General features: G+C 67.5%; 17 protein-coding genes. 12 read left to right on the forward strand and 5 right to left on the reverse strand.

The genetic code is table 11. The features are described from left to right. Positions 1 to 1,191, reverse strand: coding sequence for an SAM-dependent methyltransferase (locus HWX22_RS02790; protein WP_175915009.1), 1,191 nt, complete (start codon positions 1,189 to 1,191; stop codon positions 1 to 3). A 13-nt stretch (positions 1,192 to 1,204) separates the two neighbouring features. Here HWX22_RS02790 and HWX22_RS02795 point away from each other — a divergent pair, with 13 nt between their 5' ends. From HWX22_RS02795 to HWX22_RS02835, 9 genes are all read left to right on the forward strand, one after another. Beyond that, positions 1,205 to 1,948 carry an SDR family oxidoreductase gene (locus HWX22_RS02795; protein ID WP_059523870.1) on the forward strand — a complete coding sequence of 248 codons (744 nt, stop codon included), beginning with the start codon at positions 1,205 to 1,207 and terminating at the stop codon, positions 1,946 to 1,948. A 78-nt stretch (positions 1,949 to 2,026) separates the two neighbouring features. Further along, on the forward strand, positions 2,027 to 2,431 hold the full coding sequence (locus HWX22_RS02800; RefSeq protein ID WP_059450683.1) for a dihydroneopterin aldolase: 405 nt from the start codon (positions 2,027 to 2,029) through the stop codon (positions 2,429 to 2,431). Continuing rightward, complete coding sequence (ttcA, locus tag HWX22_RS02805) at positions 2,428 to 3,423, forward strand: tRNA 2-thiocytidine(32) synthetase TtcA (RefSeq protein ID WP_175910569.1); 996 nt, start codon at positions 2,428 to 2,430, stop codon at positions 3,421 to 3,423. Before HWX22_RS02800 ends, ttcA begins: the two co-directional genes overlap by 4 nt. A gap of 134 nt (positions 3,424 to 3,557) precedes the next feature. Continuing rightward, positions 3,558 to 4,919 (forward strand): bifunctional UDP-N-acetylglucosamine diphosphorylase/glucosamine-1-phosphate N-acetyltransferase GlmU, encoded by a 1,362-nt coding sequence (glmU, locus tag HWX22_RS02810; protein WP_175910567.1) that lies wholly within the window; start codon positions 3,558 to 3,560, stop codon positions 4,917 to 4,919. A gap of 54 nt (positions 4,920 to 4,973) precedes the next feature. After that, positions 4,974 to 6,791 (forward strand): glutamine--fructose-6-phosphate transaminase (isomerizing), encoded by a 1,818-nt coding sequence (glmS, locus tag HWX22_RS02815; protein WP_059819891.1) that lies wholly within the window; start codon positions 4,974 to 4,976, stop codon positions 6,789 to 6,791. Positions 6,792 to 6,921: 130 nt separating this feature from the next. Then, a complete protein-coding gene (locus HWX22_RS02820) occupies positions 6,922 to 7,287 on the forward strand; it encodes a type II toxin-antitoxin system RelE/ParE family toxin (protein ID WP_175910565.1) in 366 nt (121 codons plus the stop codon). Beyond that, positions 7,280 to 7,600, forward strand: coding sequence for a DNA-binding transcriptional regulator (locus tag HWX22_RS02825; RefSeq protein WP_175910563.1), 321 nt, complete (start codon positions 7,280 to 7,282; stop codon positions 7,598 to 7,600). Before HWX22_RS02820 ends, HWX22_RS02825 begins: the two co-directional genes overlap by 8 nt. An 88-nt stretch (positions 7,601 to 7,688) precedes the next feature. After that, positions 7,689 to 8,159 (forward strand): hypothetical protein, encoded by a 471-nt coding sequence (locus HWX22_RS02830; protein WP_175910561.1) that lies wholly within the window; start codon positions 7,689 to 7,691, stop codon positions 8,157 to 8,159. Further along, complete coding sequence (locus tag HWX22_RS02835; protein WP_059450688.1) at positions 8,159 to 8,377, forward strand: hypothetical protein; 219 nt, start codon at positions 8,159 to 8,161, stop codon at positions 8,375 to 8,377. The genes HWX22_RS02830 and HWX22_RS02835 overlap by 1 nt, the downstream gene beginning before the upstream one ends. Positions 8,378 to 8,466: 89 nt before the next feature. Here the strand turns inward: HWX22_RS02835 and HWX22_RS02840 are convergent, their stop codons facing one another. Beyond that, on the reverse strand, positions 8,467 to 9,303 hold the full coding sequence (locus HWX22_RS02840) for an FTR1 family protein (protein ID WP_059523855.1): 837 nt from the start codon (positions 9,301 to 9,303) through the stop codon (positions 8,467 to 8,469). Between the two features lie 12 nt (positions 9,304 to 9,315). After that, positions 9,316 to 9,648, reverse strand: coding sequence for a cupredoxin domain-containing protein (locus tag HWX22_RS02845; RefSeq protein ID WP_059819894.1), 333 nt, complete (start codon positions 9,646 to 9,648; stop codon positions 9,316 to 9,318). 333 nt (positions 9,649 to 9,981) lie between these two features. Here HWX22_RS02845 and HWX22_RS02855 point away from each other — a divergent pair, with 333 nt between their 5' ends. Then, positions 9,982 to 10,182 (forward strand): heavy-metal-associated domain-containing protein, encoded by a 201-nt coding sequence (locus HWX22_RS02855; RefSeq protein ID WP_006754615.1) that lies wholly within the window; start codon positions 9,982 to 9,984, stop codon positions 10,180 to 10,182. A 50-nt stretch (positions 10,183 to 10,232) separates the two neighbouring features. Here HWX22_RS02855 and HWX22_RS02860 read toward each other — a convergent pair whose 3' ends face one another. Next, a complete protein-coding gene (locus tag HWX22_RS02860) occupies positions 10,233 to 11,723 on the reverse strand; it encodes an aldehyde dehydrogenase (RefSeq protein ID WP_175910559.1) in 1,491 nt (496 codons plus the stop codon). Positions 11,724 to 11,808: 85 nt separating this feature from the next. Next, on the reverse strand, positions 11,809 to 12,360 hold the full coding sequence (locus tag HWX22_RS02865; protein WP_014895828.1) for a cupin domain-containing protein: 552 nt from the start codon (positions 12,358 to 12,360) through the stop codon (positions 11,809 to 11,811). Positions 12,361 to 12,828: 468 nt separating this feature from the next. Between HWX22_RS02865 and HWX22_RS31895 the strand changes: the two genes are divergently transcribed. Then, complete coding sequence (locus HWX22_RS31895) at positions 12,829 to 13,011, forward strand: hypothetical protein (RefSeq protein ID WP_006402789.1); 183 nt, start codon at positions 12,829 to 12,831, stop codon at positions 13,009 to 13,011. A gap of 285 nt (positions 13,012 to 13,296) precedes the next feature. Beyond that, on the forward strand, positions 13,297 to 14,082 hold the full coding sequence (locus tag HWX22_RS02870; protein WP_175910556.1) for a gamma-glutamyl-gamma-aminobutyrate hydrolase family protein: 786 nt from the start codon (positions 13,297 to 13,299) through the stop codon (positions 14,080 to 14,082). Positions 14,083 to 14,090: the final 8 nt, after the last annotated feature.

Genomic DNA, 14,090 nt, shown 5'->3' on the forward strand with positions numbered 1-14,090 from the left:
TCAGAGCGCGTGCGAGCGGTCGCCGCGCGCGAATGCGTCGAGCGTGCCGTCGATCCCGCGCGAGAACGCGATCACCTTGAACAGCTCGCCCATCTCGGCTTCCGAGATCAGCTTCTGCACCGCGTTCGCGGCCGGCAGGAACTGGTGGATGTCGGACGGATCGATCGCGGCCAGCGCGTCGGTGATGCCCGCGTTCAACAGGAAACGCGCCTGCGACGTGTAGCCGAGGAGGTCCGCGCCGGTCGCGACGCCCGCGTCGTAGATGCCGGTGAATTCGACGTGCGCGGTGATGTCCTGCAGCCCCGGGTACAGGAACGCGTCGTCATGCGCGTGGTGGCGGTAGTGGCACATCAGCGTGCCGCGGTCGCGCTGCGGATGGTAGTACTCGTGCGCGGGGAACCCGTAGTCGACCAGCAGCACCGCGCCGCGCCCGAGCATCGCGCATACGGTACGCGTGAACGCCAGGGCGGCTTCGTGCGTCTCGGTCACGTAGCCGTCGTCGACGTCGAGCGTCGCGAGCACCGGCGGCAGGCCGGCCGCGCCGGCGGGCCGGTCGTCGAACACGAACGCGTGCCGCGCGTCGAGCGCGACGCCGCGCTCGAGCCACGCGCCGTCCACCTTCGCGAAGAGGCGCACCGGCATCGCATCGAGCACCTCGTTGCCGACCACGACACCGTCGAAGCGCTCGGGCAGCGCGTCGAGCCAGCGCACCTTCGCGGCGAGCGTCGGCGCGGTCGCCGCGATCGTGTCGCGCTGCCGTTCGCGCAGCTCGCCGGACAGGTCGACGATCAGGTATTCGTCGAGTTCGACGCCGAGCGCATCGAGCGCCGCGAGCAGCCCGGCCGCAAGCTTGCCCGTGCCCGCGCCGAACTCCATCACGCGGCGCGTGCCGCTTGCCGCCAGCGCTTGCCCGACGGGATTCGCGAGCGTCTGCGCGAACAGCGGCGACAGCTCGGGGGCCGTCACGAAGTCGCTGCCGTCGTCGGCGCGGCGGCCGAACTTGCGCGCGCCGCCGCTGTAATAGCCGAGGCCGGGCGCATACAGCGCGCGCTCCATGAAGCGGTCGAACGGCAGCCAGCCGCCGGCCGCCGCGATCTCGTCGCGCAGTTGCGCGGCAAGGGTTTCGGACTGCGCGAGCGCGTCAGGGCCGGGAGCAGGTAAACTAGCGGGTTCGTGAGCTTTCGGGTTCATCCCGGCATTGTAAATGACCGTTTCAGCCGATACGTCGACCCCGCGCATCGCGCTCGTCGCCGGCGCGCTGGGCAGCGCGGCCGACGCCGCGTCGCTCGGTCGTGCGCTCGCGACCGGATTCGCGCAGCGCGGCTGGGACGTCGCGCTGCAGCGCAGCCCCGGCGCGCCGCGCGCCGCCGCCGACGCGCTCGTCGCCGAAGTCGCCGCCCACGGCCGCCGTGCAGCCGTCCTCGACGCCGATCTGGCCCTGGAAACCGACGCGGCCGCGCTCGTCGCCGCGTGCGGCGCGGCGCTCGGCCGGCCCGCCTGCGCGGTGTTCGTGAGTGCCTGCGCCGGCACCGACGACGCGCACACCGTGGACGGCGCATCGCTCGCCGCTGCGCTCGCGCGCAACGTGACGGCGCCGCTCGCGCTGGCCCGGGCGCTTGCCGACGCGACGCCCGACGCCGCGCGCGACGACGAATCGCTGCGCGCGTGCGCGATCCACGTGCTGGATCAGGCCCTGTTTCACCCGGCGCCGGCGCAGCTGTCGCATGCGCTGATGCAGGCCGCGCTGAACCGCGCGACCGCCGCGCTGGCGCTGGCCCTCGCGCCGAAAGTGCGCGTCGCGGCGCTCGTGCGCGGCCATGCGCCGCACGCGAACGACATCGCGGCGGCGGCCTGCTATCTCGCGAGCGCGCCCGGCGTCACGGGCGCGACGCTGACCGTCGACGGCGGCGAGCACCTGGTGCCGCACGCCGCCGGCCCGAATGAATGAACTGCGCGGATCGCGCGGCCTGATCGCCGCCGCCCGCGCCGCTTTGCGTGCGCGCACGCCAATTTGACTGGGACGACCATGTTTTCCGCTCTCCTGCACCCCCGCCTCGCGGACTGCCGCAGGCTCTACCTGCGCGACTACGAGGTGCACATCAACATCGGGGCCTTCGAACACGAGAAGCGCGGCGAGCAGCGCGTCGTCATCAACGTCGACCTGTTCGTGCCGCTCGCGCTGTCCACCCCCGTCGACGACCGGCTGCATGAAGTCGTCGACTACGACCTGATGAAGCAGAGCGTCGCGCAGTGCGTGGCGCGCGGCCACATCCACCTGCAGGAAACGCTGTGCGACGCGATCGCCGCGAACCTGCTGGCGCACGACGCCGTGCGCGCGGTACGCGTCTGTACCGAGAAACCGGACGCCTATCCGGACTGCGACGCCGTCGGCGTCGAAGTCTTTCGCATCAAGGACGAGGAGCGCGCATGAACGCCCCCCACATGAACGACACGGCGGCCGATGGCGCCGCCATCGAAGCCACCGCCGCCGACACCGGCCGCCGCGCGCTGACGCGCCGCGAGCAGAAGGAAGCGTACGAGAACAACAAGCTGTTCAAGCGGATCGTGCGCCAGGTCGGCCAGGCGATCGGCGACTACAACATGATCGAGCAGGGCGACAAGGTGATGGTGTGCCTGTCGGGCGGCAAGGACAGCTACGCAATGCTCGACGTGCTGCTGCGCCTGCGCGAGCGCGCGCCGATCGACTTCGACATCGTCGCGGTCAACCTCGACCAGAAGCAGCCGGGCTTCCCCGAGCACGTGCTGCCCGAGTACCTGACGCAGGTCGGCGTGCCGTTCCACATCGAGAACCAGGACACCTACAGCATCGTCAAGCGGCTCGTGCCCGAAGGCAAGACGACCTGCTCGCTGTGCTCGCGGCTGCGCCGCGGGATCCTGTACCGCGTGGCCGGCGAGCTTGGCGCGACCAAGATCGCGCTCGGCCACCACCGCGACGACATCCTGCAGACGCTGCTGCTCAACATGTTCTACGGCGGCAAGCTGAAGGGAATGCCGCCGAAGCTGCAGTCGGACGACGGCAGGAACGTCGTGATCCGCCCGCTCGCGTACGTGAAGGAAACCGATCTCGAGAAATTCGCCGAGTTGCGCGAATTCCCGATCATCCCGTGCAACCTGTGCGGCAGCCAGCCGAACCTGAAGCGCGCGGAAATGAAGGCGCTGATCCGCGAATGGGACAAGCGCTTCCCGGGCCGCGTCGACAACATGTTCAGCGCGCTCGCGAACGTCGTGCCGTCGCACCTGATGGATACGACCCAGTTCCCGTTCGCGTCGCTGCGCGCGACCGGCGAGGCCGATCCGCAGGGCGACATCGCGTTCGACGAAGAGCCGTGCGCGTCCGGCGACGAGACCGCCGCGCCGGGCTCGGCGAAACCGATCTCGATCGTCCAGTTCGACGACCTGTAAGCAGGGCCTGAACATCCGCCGGAACCGGGGCCGCGGCCTCGTTCCGGCGCTGTCGCCCCGCCGCGACAGGCCCGGAACGACGGGGGCCGCATGCTAAAATGGACGGCTTCGAACTCCTCTGACAAGCTGGCGCCATGAATATCGTGATTTTGGCGGCAGGCACCGGCAAGCGCATGCGTTCCGCGCTGCCGAAAGTGCTCCATCCCCTGGCCGGCAGGCCGCTCCTCTCCCACGTCATCGCCACCGCGCGCACGCTGCAGCCGTCGCGGCTCGTCGTCGTCGTCGGTCACGGCGCCGAGCAGGTCCAGGCCGCCGTCGCCGCACCCGACGTCCAGTTCGCGGTGCAGGCCGAGCAGCTCGGCACCGGCCACGCGGTACGCCAGGCGCTGCCGCTGCTCGATCCCGCGCAGCCGACGCTGGTGCTGTACGGCGACGTGCCGCTCACCCGCGCGTCGACGCTGCGGCGTCTCGTCGACGCCGCGCGCGACGGCCGCTACGGAATTCTGACCGTCACGCTCGACGACCCGACCGGCTACGGCCGCATCGTGCGCGACGCGTCCGGTTTCGTCACGCGCATCGTCGAGCAGAAGGACGCGTCGCCCGAGCAGCTGAGGATCGCCGAGATCAACACCGGCATCATCGTCACGCCCACGGCGCAGCTGTCGATGTGGCTCGGCGCGCTGAAGAACGAGAACGCGCAGGGCGAGTACTACCTGACCGACGTCGTCGAGCTCGCGATCGAGGCCGGCTTCGAGATCGTCACGGCGCAGCCCGACGAGGAATGGGAAACGCTCGGCGTGAACAGCAAGGCGCAGCTCGCGGAGCTCGAGCGCATCCATCAGCGCAACGTCGCCGATGCGCTGCTCGTCGACGGCGTCACGCTCGCCGATCCGGCGCGGCTCGATGTGCGCGGCACGCTGCGCTGCGGCCGCGACGTGTCGATCGACGTGAACTGCGTGTTCGAAGGCAACGTGACGCTCGCCGACAACGTGACGATCGGCGCGAACTGCGTGATCCGCAACGCGTCGATCGGCGCGGGTACGCGCATCGACGCGTTCACGCACATCGACGGCGCCGAGCTCGGCGCGAACACCGTGATCGGCCCGTACGCGCGGCTGCGTCCGGGCGCGCAGCTCGCCGACGAAGCGCACGTCGGCAACTTCGTCGAGGTGAAGAACGCGGTGATCGGCCACGGCTCGAAGGCGAACCACCTCACCTACATCGGCGACGCCGACATCGGCGCGCGCGTGAACATCGGCGCGGGCACGATCACCTGCAACTACGACGGCGCGAACAAGTTCCGCACCGTGATCGAGGACGACGTGTTCGTCGGCTCCGACACGCAGCTCGTCGCGCCGGTGCGCGTCGGCCGCGGCGTGACGATCGCGGCCGGCACGACGATCTGGAAGGACGTCGCCGAAGGCGTCCTCGCATTGAACGAGAAGACGCAGACCGCGAAGAGCGGCTACGTCCGCCCGGTCAAGAAGAAGAGCTGAACCTTTTGCGGGCGCCCGGACGGCGCCCGCGTCGACTTACAGGATTGACCATTCATGTGCGGCATTGTCGGCGCAGTTGCGCAGCGTAATATCGTTCCGGTGCTGATCGAAGGATTGCGGCGCCTCGAATACCGTGGCTACGATTCGTGCGGCGTCGCCGTGCTCGAGCCGGGCGCGCCGAAGCGCGCGCGCAGCGTCGCGCGCGTCGCCGATCTCGACGCGCAGGTGCAGGAATCGCATCTCGAAGGCACGACCGGCGTCGCGCACACGCGCTGGGCGACGCACGGCGCGCCCGTCACGCACAACGCACACCCGATCTTCTCGTCGAACGCGCTCGCGCTCGTGCACAACGGCATCATCGAGAACTTCGAGACGCTGCGCGAAGCGCTGCGCGCGAAGGGCTACGAGTTCGTGTCGCAGACCGACACCGAAGTCATCGCGCACCTCGTGCACAGCCTGTATCGCGGCGACCTGTTCGCGGCCGTGCGCGAAGCCGTGCAGCAGCTGCACGGCGCGTATGCGATCGCGGTGACGCACAAGGACCAGCCGCACACCGTCGTCGGTGCGCGCCAGGGTTCGCCGCTCGTCGTCGGCCACGGCGACGGCGAGAACTTCCTCGCATCCGACGCACTGGCGCTGGCCGGCAGCACCGACCGCTTCACGTTCCTCGAGGAAGGCGACGTGTGCGAACTGTCGCTCGACGGCGTGAAGATCGTCGACCGCCACGGCGCGCTCGCGCAGCGCGAGATCCGCGTCGTCAGCGCATACGGCGGCGCGGTCGAGCTGGGCCCGTACCGCCACTTCATGCAGAAGGAAATCTTCGAGCAGCCGCGCGCGATCGGCGACACGGTGCCGCAAACCGAAGCGTTCGACGCGACGCTGTTCGGCGAGGCGGCCCCCGCCGCGTTCGCGAACATCGACAGCCTTTTGATCCTCGCGTGCGGCACGAGCTACTACTCGGGCCTCACCGCGAAGTACTGGCTCGAATCGATCGCGAAGATCCCGACCCAGGTCGAGATCGCGAGCGAATACCGCTATCGCGAGTCGGTGCCGAACCCGCGCCAGCTCGTGCTGGTGATTTCGCAGTCGGGCGAGACGGCCGACACGCTCGCCGCGCTCAAGCACGCGCAGTCGCTCGGCCACACGCATACGCTCGCGGTGTGCAACGTCGCGACGAGCGCGATGGTGCGCCTCACCGAGATGCAGTTCCTGACGCACGCGGGCACCGAGATCGGCGTCGCGTCGACCAAGGCGTTCACGACGCAGCTCGTCGCGCTGTTCGTGCTGGCCGCGACGCTCGGCAAGCTGCGCGGGCACGTCGACGCCGCGCAGGAAGCGCAATTCCTGAAGGAGCTGCGCCACCTGCCGGCCGCGCTGAACAGCGTGCTCGCGCTCGAGCCGCAGATCATCGCGTGGTCGGACGAATTCGCACGCAAGGAAAACGCGCTGTTCCTCGGCCGCGGGCTGCATTACCCGATCGCGCTCGAAGGCGCGCTGAAGCTGAAGGAAATCTCGTACATCCATGCCGAGGCGTATCCGGCCGGTGAGCTGAAGCACGGGCCGCTCGCGCTCGTCACCGAAGCGATGCCGGTCGTGACGGTCGCGCCGAACGACACGCTGCTTGAGAAGCTGAAGTCGAACATGCAGGAAGTGCGCGCACGCGGCGGCGAGCTGTACGTGTTCGCGGATGCCGACACGCAGATCGTCAACGACGACGGCCTGCACGTGATCCGGATGCCGGAACACTACGGGCAGCTGTCGCCGATCCTGCACGTCGTGCCGCTGCAGCTGCTCGCGTATCACACCGCATGCGCGCGCGGCACCGACGTCGACAAGCCGCGCAACCTCGCGAAATCGGTGACGGTGGAATGACGCGTGCCTCCCGCGAGGGAGGCCAGTGGCCCGTCGGGGCTGAGTATCCGCGTGAAGCAGGCCATTCGGCCAAGTCGAAATATATACCACTTGGTGGTATATAATCCTGTGCTAACTTGACTGGCTCGACATGTCTGCTTCCGTACGACGCGTGTTCAAGACGAAGTGGTTTCACAAGGCAGCAGGAAAAGCGGGAATCGCCGATGGCGAACTGTGCCGCGCAGTGCGACAGCTGGCGCGGGGCCAGGGCGTCGAACTTGGAGGCAACGTCTGGAAGAAGCGTCTGGACGGGAATCGTCAGCGCGGCATCGTGCTGGGCAAGGTCGGGCATACGTGGGTGTTCGTGTTCCTGTTCGCCAAGTGCGACCGTGACAACATCGACGCTCACGAACTGCGCGCCTTCAAAAAGCTCGCAGCGGATGTCGGTCGACGCACCGACGTCGACATCGCGACACTGGTCGCACTGAACGAGTGGGTGGAGATTTGCAATGGCTAAGAGCCGATTCAAGAGCGACGCGACGGAGGCGGTCCACAGCGCTGCGTCGGGTCTCTATCGCGCACGGCAGATCGACAAGACGACAATGCGCGAATACGACGTCCTTTGCATCGAAGCGGCGCCGAAGTTCGATCCGGAAGCGATCGCACGCATCCGTAAGTCGGTCAATGTCAGCCAGAGCGTGTTCGCGCTCTACCTGAACACGACGACGTCGACGATTCGCCAATGGGAACAGGGCGACAAGCGGCCGAGCGGTATCGCCGCGCGCATGTTGCAGATCGTCGAGAAACACGGGCTCGAGGTATTTTCGTGAAACGTGCTCCCCGAGCACGGATGAGCGGCCGCCTTCTCACCGGGCACCGCAACGCGACGCGAGCCGCACGCAAGATGACGGAGAGACCATGGTAAGACTGTTTGGATGCGGATTGCTGGCGCTGAGCTTCGCGTCGACGGGCTGGGCGGCCGAGCACTACGTCGAAGTCTGGAACCCGCCCGAGGCACGGTTGCCGGCGGCGCGCACGCCGGACGCCCGTACGCCGGCAGCGCGCCCGGGTGCCGACGCGCACGCGGGCGGCAAGACCGTGGAAAAGCACGCGAGCGTGCAGCCGAAGGCTGCGGTCAAGCTGCACAAGCGCCGCGTCGCACAAGCCGTGAAAACCGTGCCACATCGACCGACCGCCGCGACGGTCGAAACACCGGCCGCACCGCGCCCGGTCGCGCAGCCCGCGCCGGGCCGGCTCACGGTGATGCAGCCGGCCATGCCCGATACGCCGCACGCACTCAAGTTCTCGGACATCCCGCGGCAATACACGCCGGACGGCAATGTGCTGCGTGTCGGCACGGGCAGCCGTTCCGCGGAGGTGACGCGATAATGGAAGCGCAGACCTATCACGGCTACCAGATCTGGGGCCATTCGATCCTGCAGCAGGACGAAATCCTGCAGCCCGAACGCTTCGCGGCGAGCGGCACGATCACGCAGAACAATCGGCTCGTCGAAGCGTCGGGCGTGCTCGGCGTGTTCGACACCGAAGACGAAGCGCGCGAAGCGGGGCTCGAATGGGCCCGCGCATGGATCGACAACCATCGCTGAACGCGCCGCGCGGCTGCGCGCGCGCCATCATCAACGCAAGAAAAAAGGGGCGTCCATGACGCCCCTTTCTGCATTCGGCCCCGGCCCGCTCACGCAACGGGCCGCGGCGGCGGCACCACCGTCCGGGGCCGGCCGACGAGCCGCGCCAGCACGACGATCGCGACCAGCGTAACGACGTACGCCGCGATCTGGATTCCCGCCGGACGCGCGGTATAGCCGATCAGCGTATGCAGCGCCTTGCCGACGATGCTCGATTCCTTGAGCAGCCACGAGGTATCCCAGACCGCATCGCCCCACGACGGCACGAGGCCGGCGGCGAGCAGGAAGCCGACGCACTGGCTCGCCATCCCCGCCGCGAGCAGCACGATCAGCGCGTTGGTGACGGAGAACAGGCGCTTGAGCGGAATCTGCAGCAGGCCCGCATACATCGCGTAGCCGAGCCCGGCGCCACCCAGCACGCCGAGCAGCCCGCCGACGATCATCTGCGGCGTCTGTCCCGGATCGCCCGCCGCGATGCCGTACAGGAACAGCACGGCCTCGGAGCCCTCGCGCAGCACCGCGACACCGACGACGATCGCGAGCCCCGTCAGCGGCCGGCTGCCGGCCGCGACGGCCCGGCCGACCTCGCCCATGTGCAGCGCCATCTCGCGGCCGTGGCGGCTCATCCAGATGCAGTGCCACGCCAGCATCAGCGTCGCGACGAACATCACGCCGGCGTTGAAGACTTCCTGCCCCATGCCGGAGGCCCATTGCGAAATCACGTCGGCGAACGCGGCGATCAGGCCGGCGCCGATCACGCCGCCGACGAGCCCGCCGCCGACCCACCAGCCGCGCCTCGGCACGCCCTTCGTCGCGGCCATCACGATCGAAACCACCAGCGCGGCCTCGAGCACTTCACGAAAGACGATCAGGGCGGTAGACAGCATGGCGATATCCGCTTATTTGACGGTCAGGTGCGTTTTCGACTGCGCTTCGTGATACTCGTCGTGGAACTCGTAGGTGCCGGCCTTCAGCGGCCCGATCAGGATCTCGATCGACTTGCCGGCCGGCACGACCTTCTCTGCCTTGAAATCGTCGCTTTCGAATTCCGCGGGCGTCGCGTCGAGGTTCTTCACGACGAACTTCACCTTCTTGCCGGCCGGAATCGTCACGCCGTCGGGCGAAAACTTGTGGTCCTTCAGGGTCAGGTTGACGACGTCGTCGGCAGCGAATGCGGACGTTGCCGATGCGCCCAGCAGGGCCAGTGCGAAACCGAAAGCGAAGCGATTCATACGGGTAACGAAATGAAATATCGAGGGGAACCGATAGTAAGATCGATTCGCATTTCCCTCTTCAAGTACCCTTACTGGTGGCATGGACATCGTGCATCACCGACATGACATGCACCTTGTCGCGCAAGGCTCCGCCAGATTTCGCCGACAATACCCGAGCGTCAATCGGGAAAAATTCGGACTGACGCACGCGGGCGGATTGCGATTCGTCTGACTTCAGTTTTACAAATTACTTATGCGGCGCCGAACGCATCGCAGGGGCTTGACCTTCCCACCATGGCAAGCTTCATGCTGCTCATGTTTCTCAATCGCCCATCCACCCAGGAGAACACGATGGAATTCGAAGTCCAGGACATGACCTGCGGCGGCTGTGCCAATGCCATCACGCGCGCCGTGACGGCAGCGGACCCCGCCGCGAAGCTCGACATCGACGTGGCCGCGAAGACGGTCAAGGTCGAGTCGGCACAAGGCGCCGAACGCGTGCAGTCGATCATCGAAGCCGCGGGCTTCCACCCGGCACTGCGCTCGGCCTGACGCGCGCGGGCGCGGCGCCCGTCGGCACCGCGCCCCGCACACCGGCCGCGTCAGCGCAGCCGGATCAGCGTCGACTTCAGCTCGGTGTATTTCTCGAGCGCGTGCAGCGACTTGTCGCGGCCATTACCCGACTGCTTGTAGCCGCCGAACGGGAAGTTCATGTCGCCGCCTTCGTCGTAGCAGTTCACCCACACCGTGCCCGCCCGCAGCCGGCGCGACACGTCGTGCGCGGTCGTGAGATTGGACGTCCACACCGCCGCCGCCAGGCCGTACTCGGTATCGTTCGCGATCCGCACGGCCTCGTCGACATCGTCGAACACGATCACCGACAGCACCGGGCCGAAGATCTCCTCGCGCGCGATCTTCGCGTCGGGCTTCACCTCGAACACCGTCGGCTCCACGTAGAAGCCGCCCGTGTCCTCCTTCACGCGCGCACCGCCCGTGACGAGCGTGCCCTCCTTGCGCCCGGCATCGATGTAGCCGAGCACGCGTTCGAGCTGGATCCCGTCGACGATCGCGCCCATCGATACCGACGGATCGAGCGGGTTGCCCGGCACGTACGCGCGCGCGGCCGCGACCAGCTTCTCGATGAACGCGTCCTTGATGTCGCGATGCACGAGCAGGCGCGAGCCGGCCGTGCACATCTCGCCCATGTTGTAGAAGATCGCGCCGGCCGCGGCCTGCGCGGCGCGGTCGAGGTCCGGACAATCCGGCAGCACGATGTTCGGCGACTTGCCGCCGAGTTCGAGCCACGCGCGCTTCAGGTTCGACTGCGCGGCGTACTGCATGATCAGCTTGCCGACCGCGGTGGAGCCGGTGAACGCGATGCAGTCGACATCGCGATGCAGCGCGAGCAGCTTGCCCGGCTCGCCCGCGCCCGGCACGACGTTGAACACGCCGGCCGGGATGCCGGCTTCGTATGCGAGCTGCGCGACGCGGATCGCGGTCAGCGGCGATTTCTCCGACGGCTTCAGCACGACGCTGTTACCGGCCGCGAGCGCCGGGCCGAACTTCCATGCAGCCATCAGGATCGGGAAGTTCCACGGCACGACGGCCGCCACCACGCCGACCGGCTCGCGCGTGACGAGACCGACGAGATGATGGTCGGCCGGCGCGACTTCGCCGCCGACCTTGTCGATCGCTTCGGCGAACCACTCGACGCAATACGCGGCGCCCGGCACGTCGACCGTCGTGGTGTCGCCGATCGGCTTGCCCGCATCGAGCGTCTCGAGCAGCGACAGTTCGTCGAGATGCTCGCGCATCAGCGCGGCCCACCGCAGCAGCACGGCCTTGCGCGCGCGCGGGTTCAGTCCGGCCCATACGCCGGCGTCGAACGCGCGGCGCGCGGCCGCGACGGCGGCGTTCACGTCGGCCTCGCCGCAATCGGCCACCTTCGCGAGCACGCGGCCGTCGATCGGGCTCACGCAGTCGAACGTCCTGCCGCCGTGCGCGTCGCGCGACGCGCCGTCGATGAATGCGCGCCCGTCGATCGTGAGCGACGCCGCCTTGTCCTGCCAGTCAGCCAAAGTCAACTTGTTCATCAGGATGCCTCAATTGTCGTGGCATTCGCGCTGCGGCACGCCGCGCAACGGCAACACTGCCGGCGGCGAATGCGGTGATGCGCGGTCAGAAGGTGGCCGGCGAATTCGCCGACACGACCTCGCAGAGCTGTTCCGCGCTGGGATTGCGAAAACGGTGCGGCAAACGGCTTTCGAAGTAGTAGCCGTCTCCGGGGTCGAGCAGCCACGTCGCGCCGTCGACGGTGAGCTCGAGCCGGCCCGACACGACCACGCCGCCCTCGTGCCCCGCGTGCACGAGCATCTCGGGCCCCGTGTCGGCGAGCGGCTGGTAGATCTCGCGCATGATGCACATGTTGCGGTCCTTCACGCCCGCGCCGACGAGATGAAACGCGAGCGCGTCGTTGCCGAGGTTCGGCATCTCGTCACGGCGCGATACGACCGAGCGCGATTCGACGAGTTCGAACGTGAAGAACTCCGCGAGACTCATCGGAATGCATTCGAGCAGTTTCTTCAGCGAGCCGACCGACGGGCTCACGCGCCCCTGTTCGATCAGCGAGATCGTGCCGTTGGTCACGCCGGCCCGCTTCGCGAGTTCGCGCTGCGACAGGCCATGCTTGTTGCGCACGAAACGCAGGCGCTCGGCGACTTCGGTGGACATCGATTCGGTTTCGGACACGATAGGAGTGCGGTGAAAAAGTGAAACGATGCGTTGAACGGCATTACGCAGCCGTTGAATATTCTAATCACTTTATGCCGCGCATCAGCGGGGAAAACCCTGAAAGGCGTTCGAAATAATGAACACCCCGCGAATCATTCCATTTGCGAATCTTTTGTTCGGAGTGCCTCGGGAAAGCCCTGACATGAGACCGTCAAAAAACATTTGACGCCGTTTTTGGCTCGTATATGCTGGCTCTCAGGTCAGCGTCATTGGCCATTCATCGGCACCGAAAAACGTTACTGCAACGTAAAAATTGATGCCCTTCGATGTAAATGACGCAGGCCCGACACCTCGATTATTTTAAACGCCTCGCGCGCCGAAACGATCAGGTGTTCAATACTTTCAACAAACCAGTCGAGTGTAATCGTGAGAGTCCGTGGCCCTCTGGTGAGGTGGGATCGAGGCGATGTGCGAAGTTTGCGCAGCGCGGCTCCCGCTTCCGATGGCAGTTGCGGCTGGCATAGTCCTCGCCTGCTGCATCTGTCGATCTACACCATCCTGTCCCGTCGTTCCGTTCGCCGTCACAACGCCGTTTCCGCACGCGCGTTCGTGGCCGTCGATACCGACGAAGTCGCGTCGCTGCTGCCATAGCGCCTCTCCTCCTTTTCTCGTCGTTCGTTTCAATTGCCTGCTCGTTAGCCGCGCCGTCCGCGCGGTGACGGAACGCGTTCGCGCATCCATTGCCGCGTCGCGCAGCACAACGAAACGAACGACGGCCTGAACGTCGCGCGCAGCGCGGATCGCCATGCGAACCCGTTGCGCCCATTCACCAGTGGCCTTGCGCATTTCGCCAGGCTGCGGGGTCGTGTCGCGCCTGCATTTCACGATTTTCCCGCGCAACGCACGTCATGGCCCTACGGACAACTGATTGACGTCATGGAAAGGAAACCCCTCGTCGGCATCACCGCCGACCTCACGCAAATCGGCGCACATGCGTCGCACACGGTCGGCGACAAGTACGTCGCGGCGATCGTCGACGGCGCGCACGCGCTCGCGATGGTGCTGCCCGCGCTCGGCGATCGCCAGTCGACCGACGACGTGCTCGCCACGGTCGACGGCCTGTTGTTTACCGGCAGCTATTCGAACGTCGAGCCGCACCTGTACGGCGGCGAGCCGAGCGCACCCGGCACGAAGCACGATCCCGCACGCGACGCGACGACGCTGCCGCTGCTGCGCGCGGCGATCGTCGCGGGCGTGCCCGTGCTGGCCGTATGCCGCGGCTTCCAGGAGCTGAACGTCGTCTGCGGCGGCACGCTGCATCAGCGCGTGCACGAAGTGCCCGGCTTCGCCGATCACCGCGAGGACGACGACGCGCCGATGGACACGCAATACGGCCCCGCGCACGTCGTGCGCCTGACGCCCGGCGGCGTGCTGCATACGCTCGCCGGCGGCCGCGACGACGTGCACGTGAACTCGCTGCACAAGCAGGGCATCGCGCAGCTCGGTTCCGGCCTCGCCGTCGAAGCCGTCGCGCCGGACGGCCTGATCGAGGCCGTCAGCGTCGTCGATGCACCGGCCTTCGCCCTCGCCGTGCAATGGCACCCGGAATGGCGGCATGCGCACGACCCGCTGTCGAGCGCGATCTTCCGCGCCTTCGGCGACGCCTGCCGCGCGCACCGCAACGCCCGCACGCGCGCCGCGGCCGCCGCCGCGCTCGCTTGAGCGCGCCG

The sequence above is a fragment of the Burkholderia sp. BCC1638 genome (genome assembly GCF_902833195.1).
Lineage (GTDB): Bacteria > Pseudomonadota > Gammaproteobacteria > Burkholderiales > Burkholderiaceae > Burkholderia > Burkholderia diffusa.

What these genes read in the sequence shown, in the direction of transcription:
- HWX22_RS02790 (WP_175915009.1), bottom strand. Translation starts at nt 1,191, where the DNA reads ATGAACCCGAAAGCTCACGAACCCGCTAGTTTACCTGCTCCCGGCCCT.
- HWX22_RS02795 (WP_059523870.1), top strand. Translation starts at nt 1,205, where the DNA reads ATGACCGTTTCAGCCGATACGTCGACCCCGCGCATCGCGCTCGTCGCC.
- HWX22_RS02800 (WP_059450683.1), top strand. Translation starts at nt 2,027, where the DNA reads ATGTTTTCCGCTCTCCTGCACCCCCGCCTCGCGGACTGCCGCAGGCTC.
- ttcA (WP_175910569.1), top strand. Translation starts at nt 2,428, where the DNA reads ATGAACGCCCCCCACATGAACGACACGGCGGCCGATGGCGCCGCCATC.
- glmU (WP_175910567.1), top strand. Translation starts at nt 3,558, where the DNA reads ATGAATATCGTGATTTTGGCGGCAGGCACCGGCAAGCGCATGCGTTCC.
- glmS (WP_059819891.1), top strand. Translation starts at nt 4,974, where the DNA reads ATGTGCGGCATTGTCGGCGCAGTTGCGCAGCGTAATATCGTTCCGGTG.
- HWX22_RS02820 (WP_175910565.1), top strand. Translation starts at nt 6,922, where the DNA reads ATGTCTGCTTCCGTACGACGCGTGTTCAAGACGAAGTGGTTTCACAAG.
- HWX22_RS02825 (WP_175910563.1), top strand. Translation starts at nt 7,280, where the DNA reads ATGGCTAAGAGCCGATTCAAGAGCGACGCGACGGAGGCGGTCCACAGC.
- HWX22_RS02830 (WP_175910561.1), top strand. Translation starts at nt 7,689, where the DNA reads ATGGTAAGACTGTTTGGATGCGGATTGCTGGCGCTGAGCTTCGCGTCG.
- HWX22_RS02835 (WP_059450688.1), top strand. Translation starts at nt 8,159, where the DNA reads ATGGAAGCGCAGACCTATCACGGCTACCAGATCTGGGGCCATTCGATC.
- HWX22_RS02840 (WP_059523855.1), bottom strand. Translation starts at nt 9,303, where the DNA reads ATGCTGTCTACCGCCCTGATCGTCTTTCGTGAAGTGCTCGAGGCCGCG.
- HWX22_RS02845 (WP_059819894.1), bottom strand. Translation starts at nt 9,648, where the DNA reads ATGAATCGCTTCGCTTTCGGTTTCGCACTGGCCCTGCTGGGCGCATCG.
- HWX22_RS02855 (WP_006754615.1), top strand. Translation starts at nt 9,982, where the DNA reads ATGGAATTCGAAGTCCAGGACATGACCTGCGGCGGCTGTGCCAATGCC.
- HWX22_RS02860 (WP_175910559.1), bottom strand. Translation starts at nt 11,723, where the DNA reads ATGAACAAGTTGACTTTGGCTGACTGGCAGGACAAGGCGGCGTCGCTC.
- HWX22_RS02865 (WP_014895828.1), bottom strand. Translation starts at nt 12,360, where the DNA reads ATGTCCACCGAAGTCGCCGAGCGCCTGCGTTTCGTGCGCAACAAGCAT.
- HWX22_RS02870 (WP_175910556.1), top strand. Translation starts at nt 13,297, where the DNA reads ATGGAAAGGAAACCCCTCGTCGGCATCACCGCCGACCTCACGCAAATC.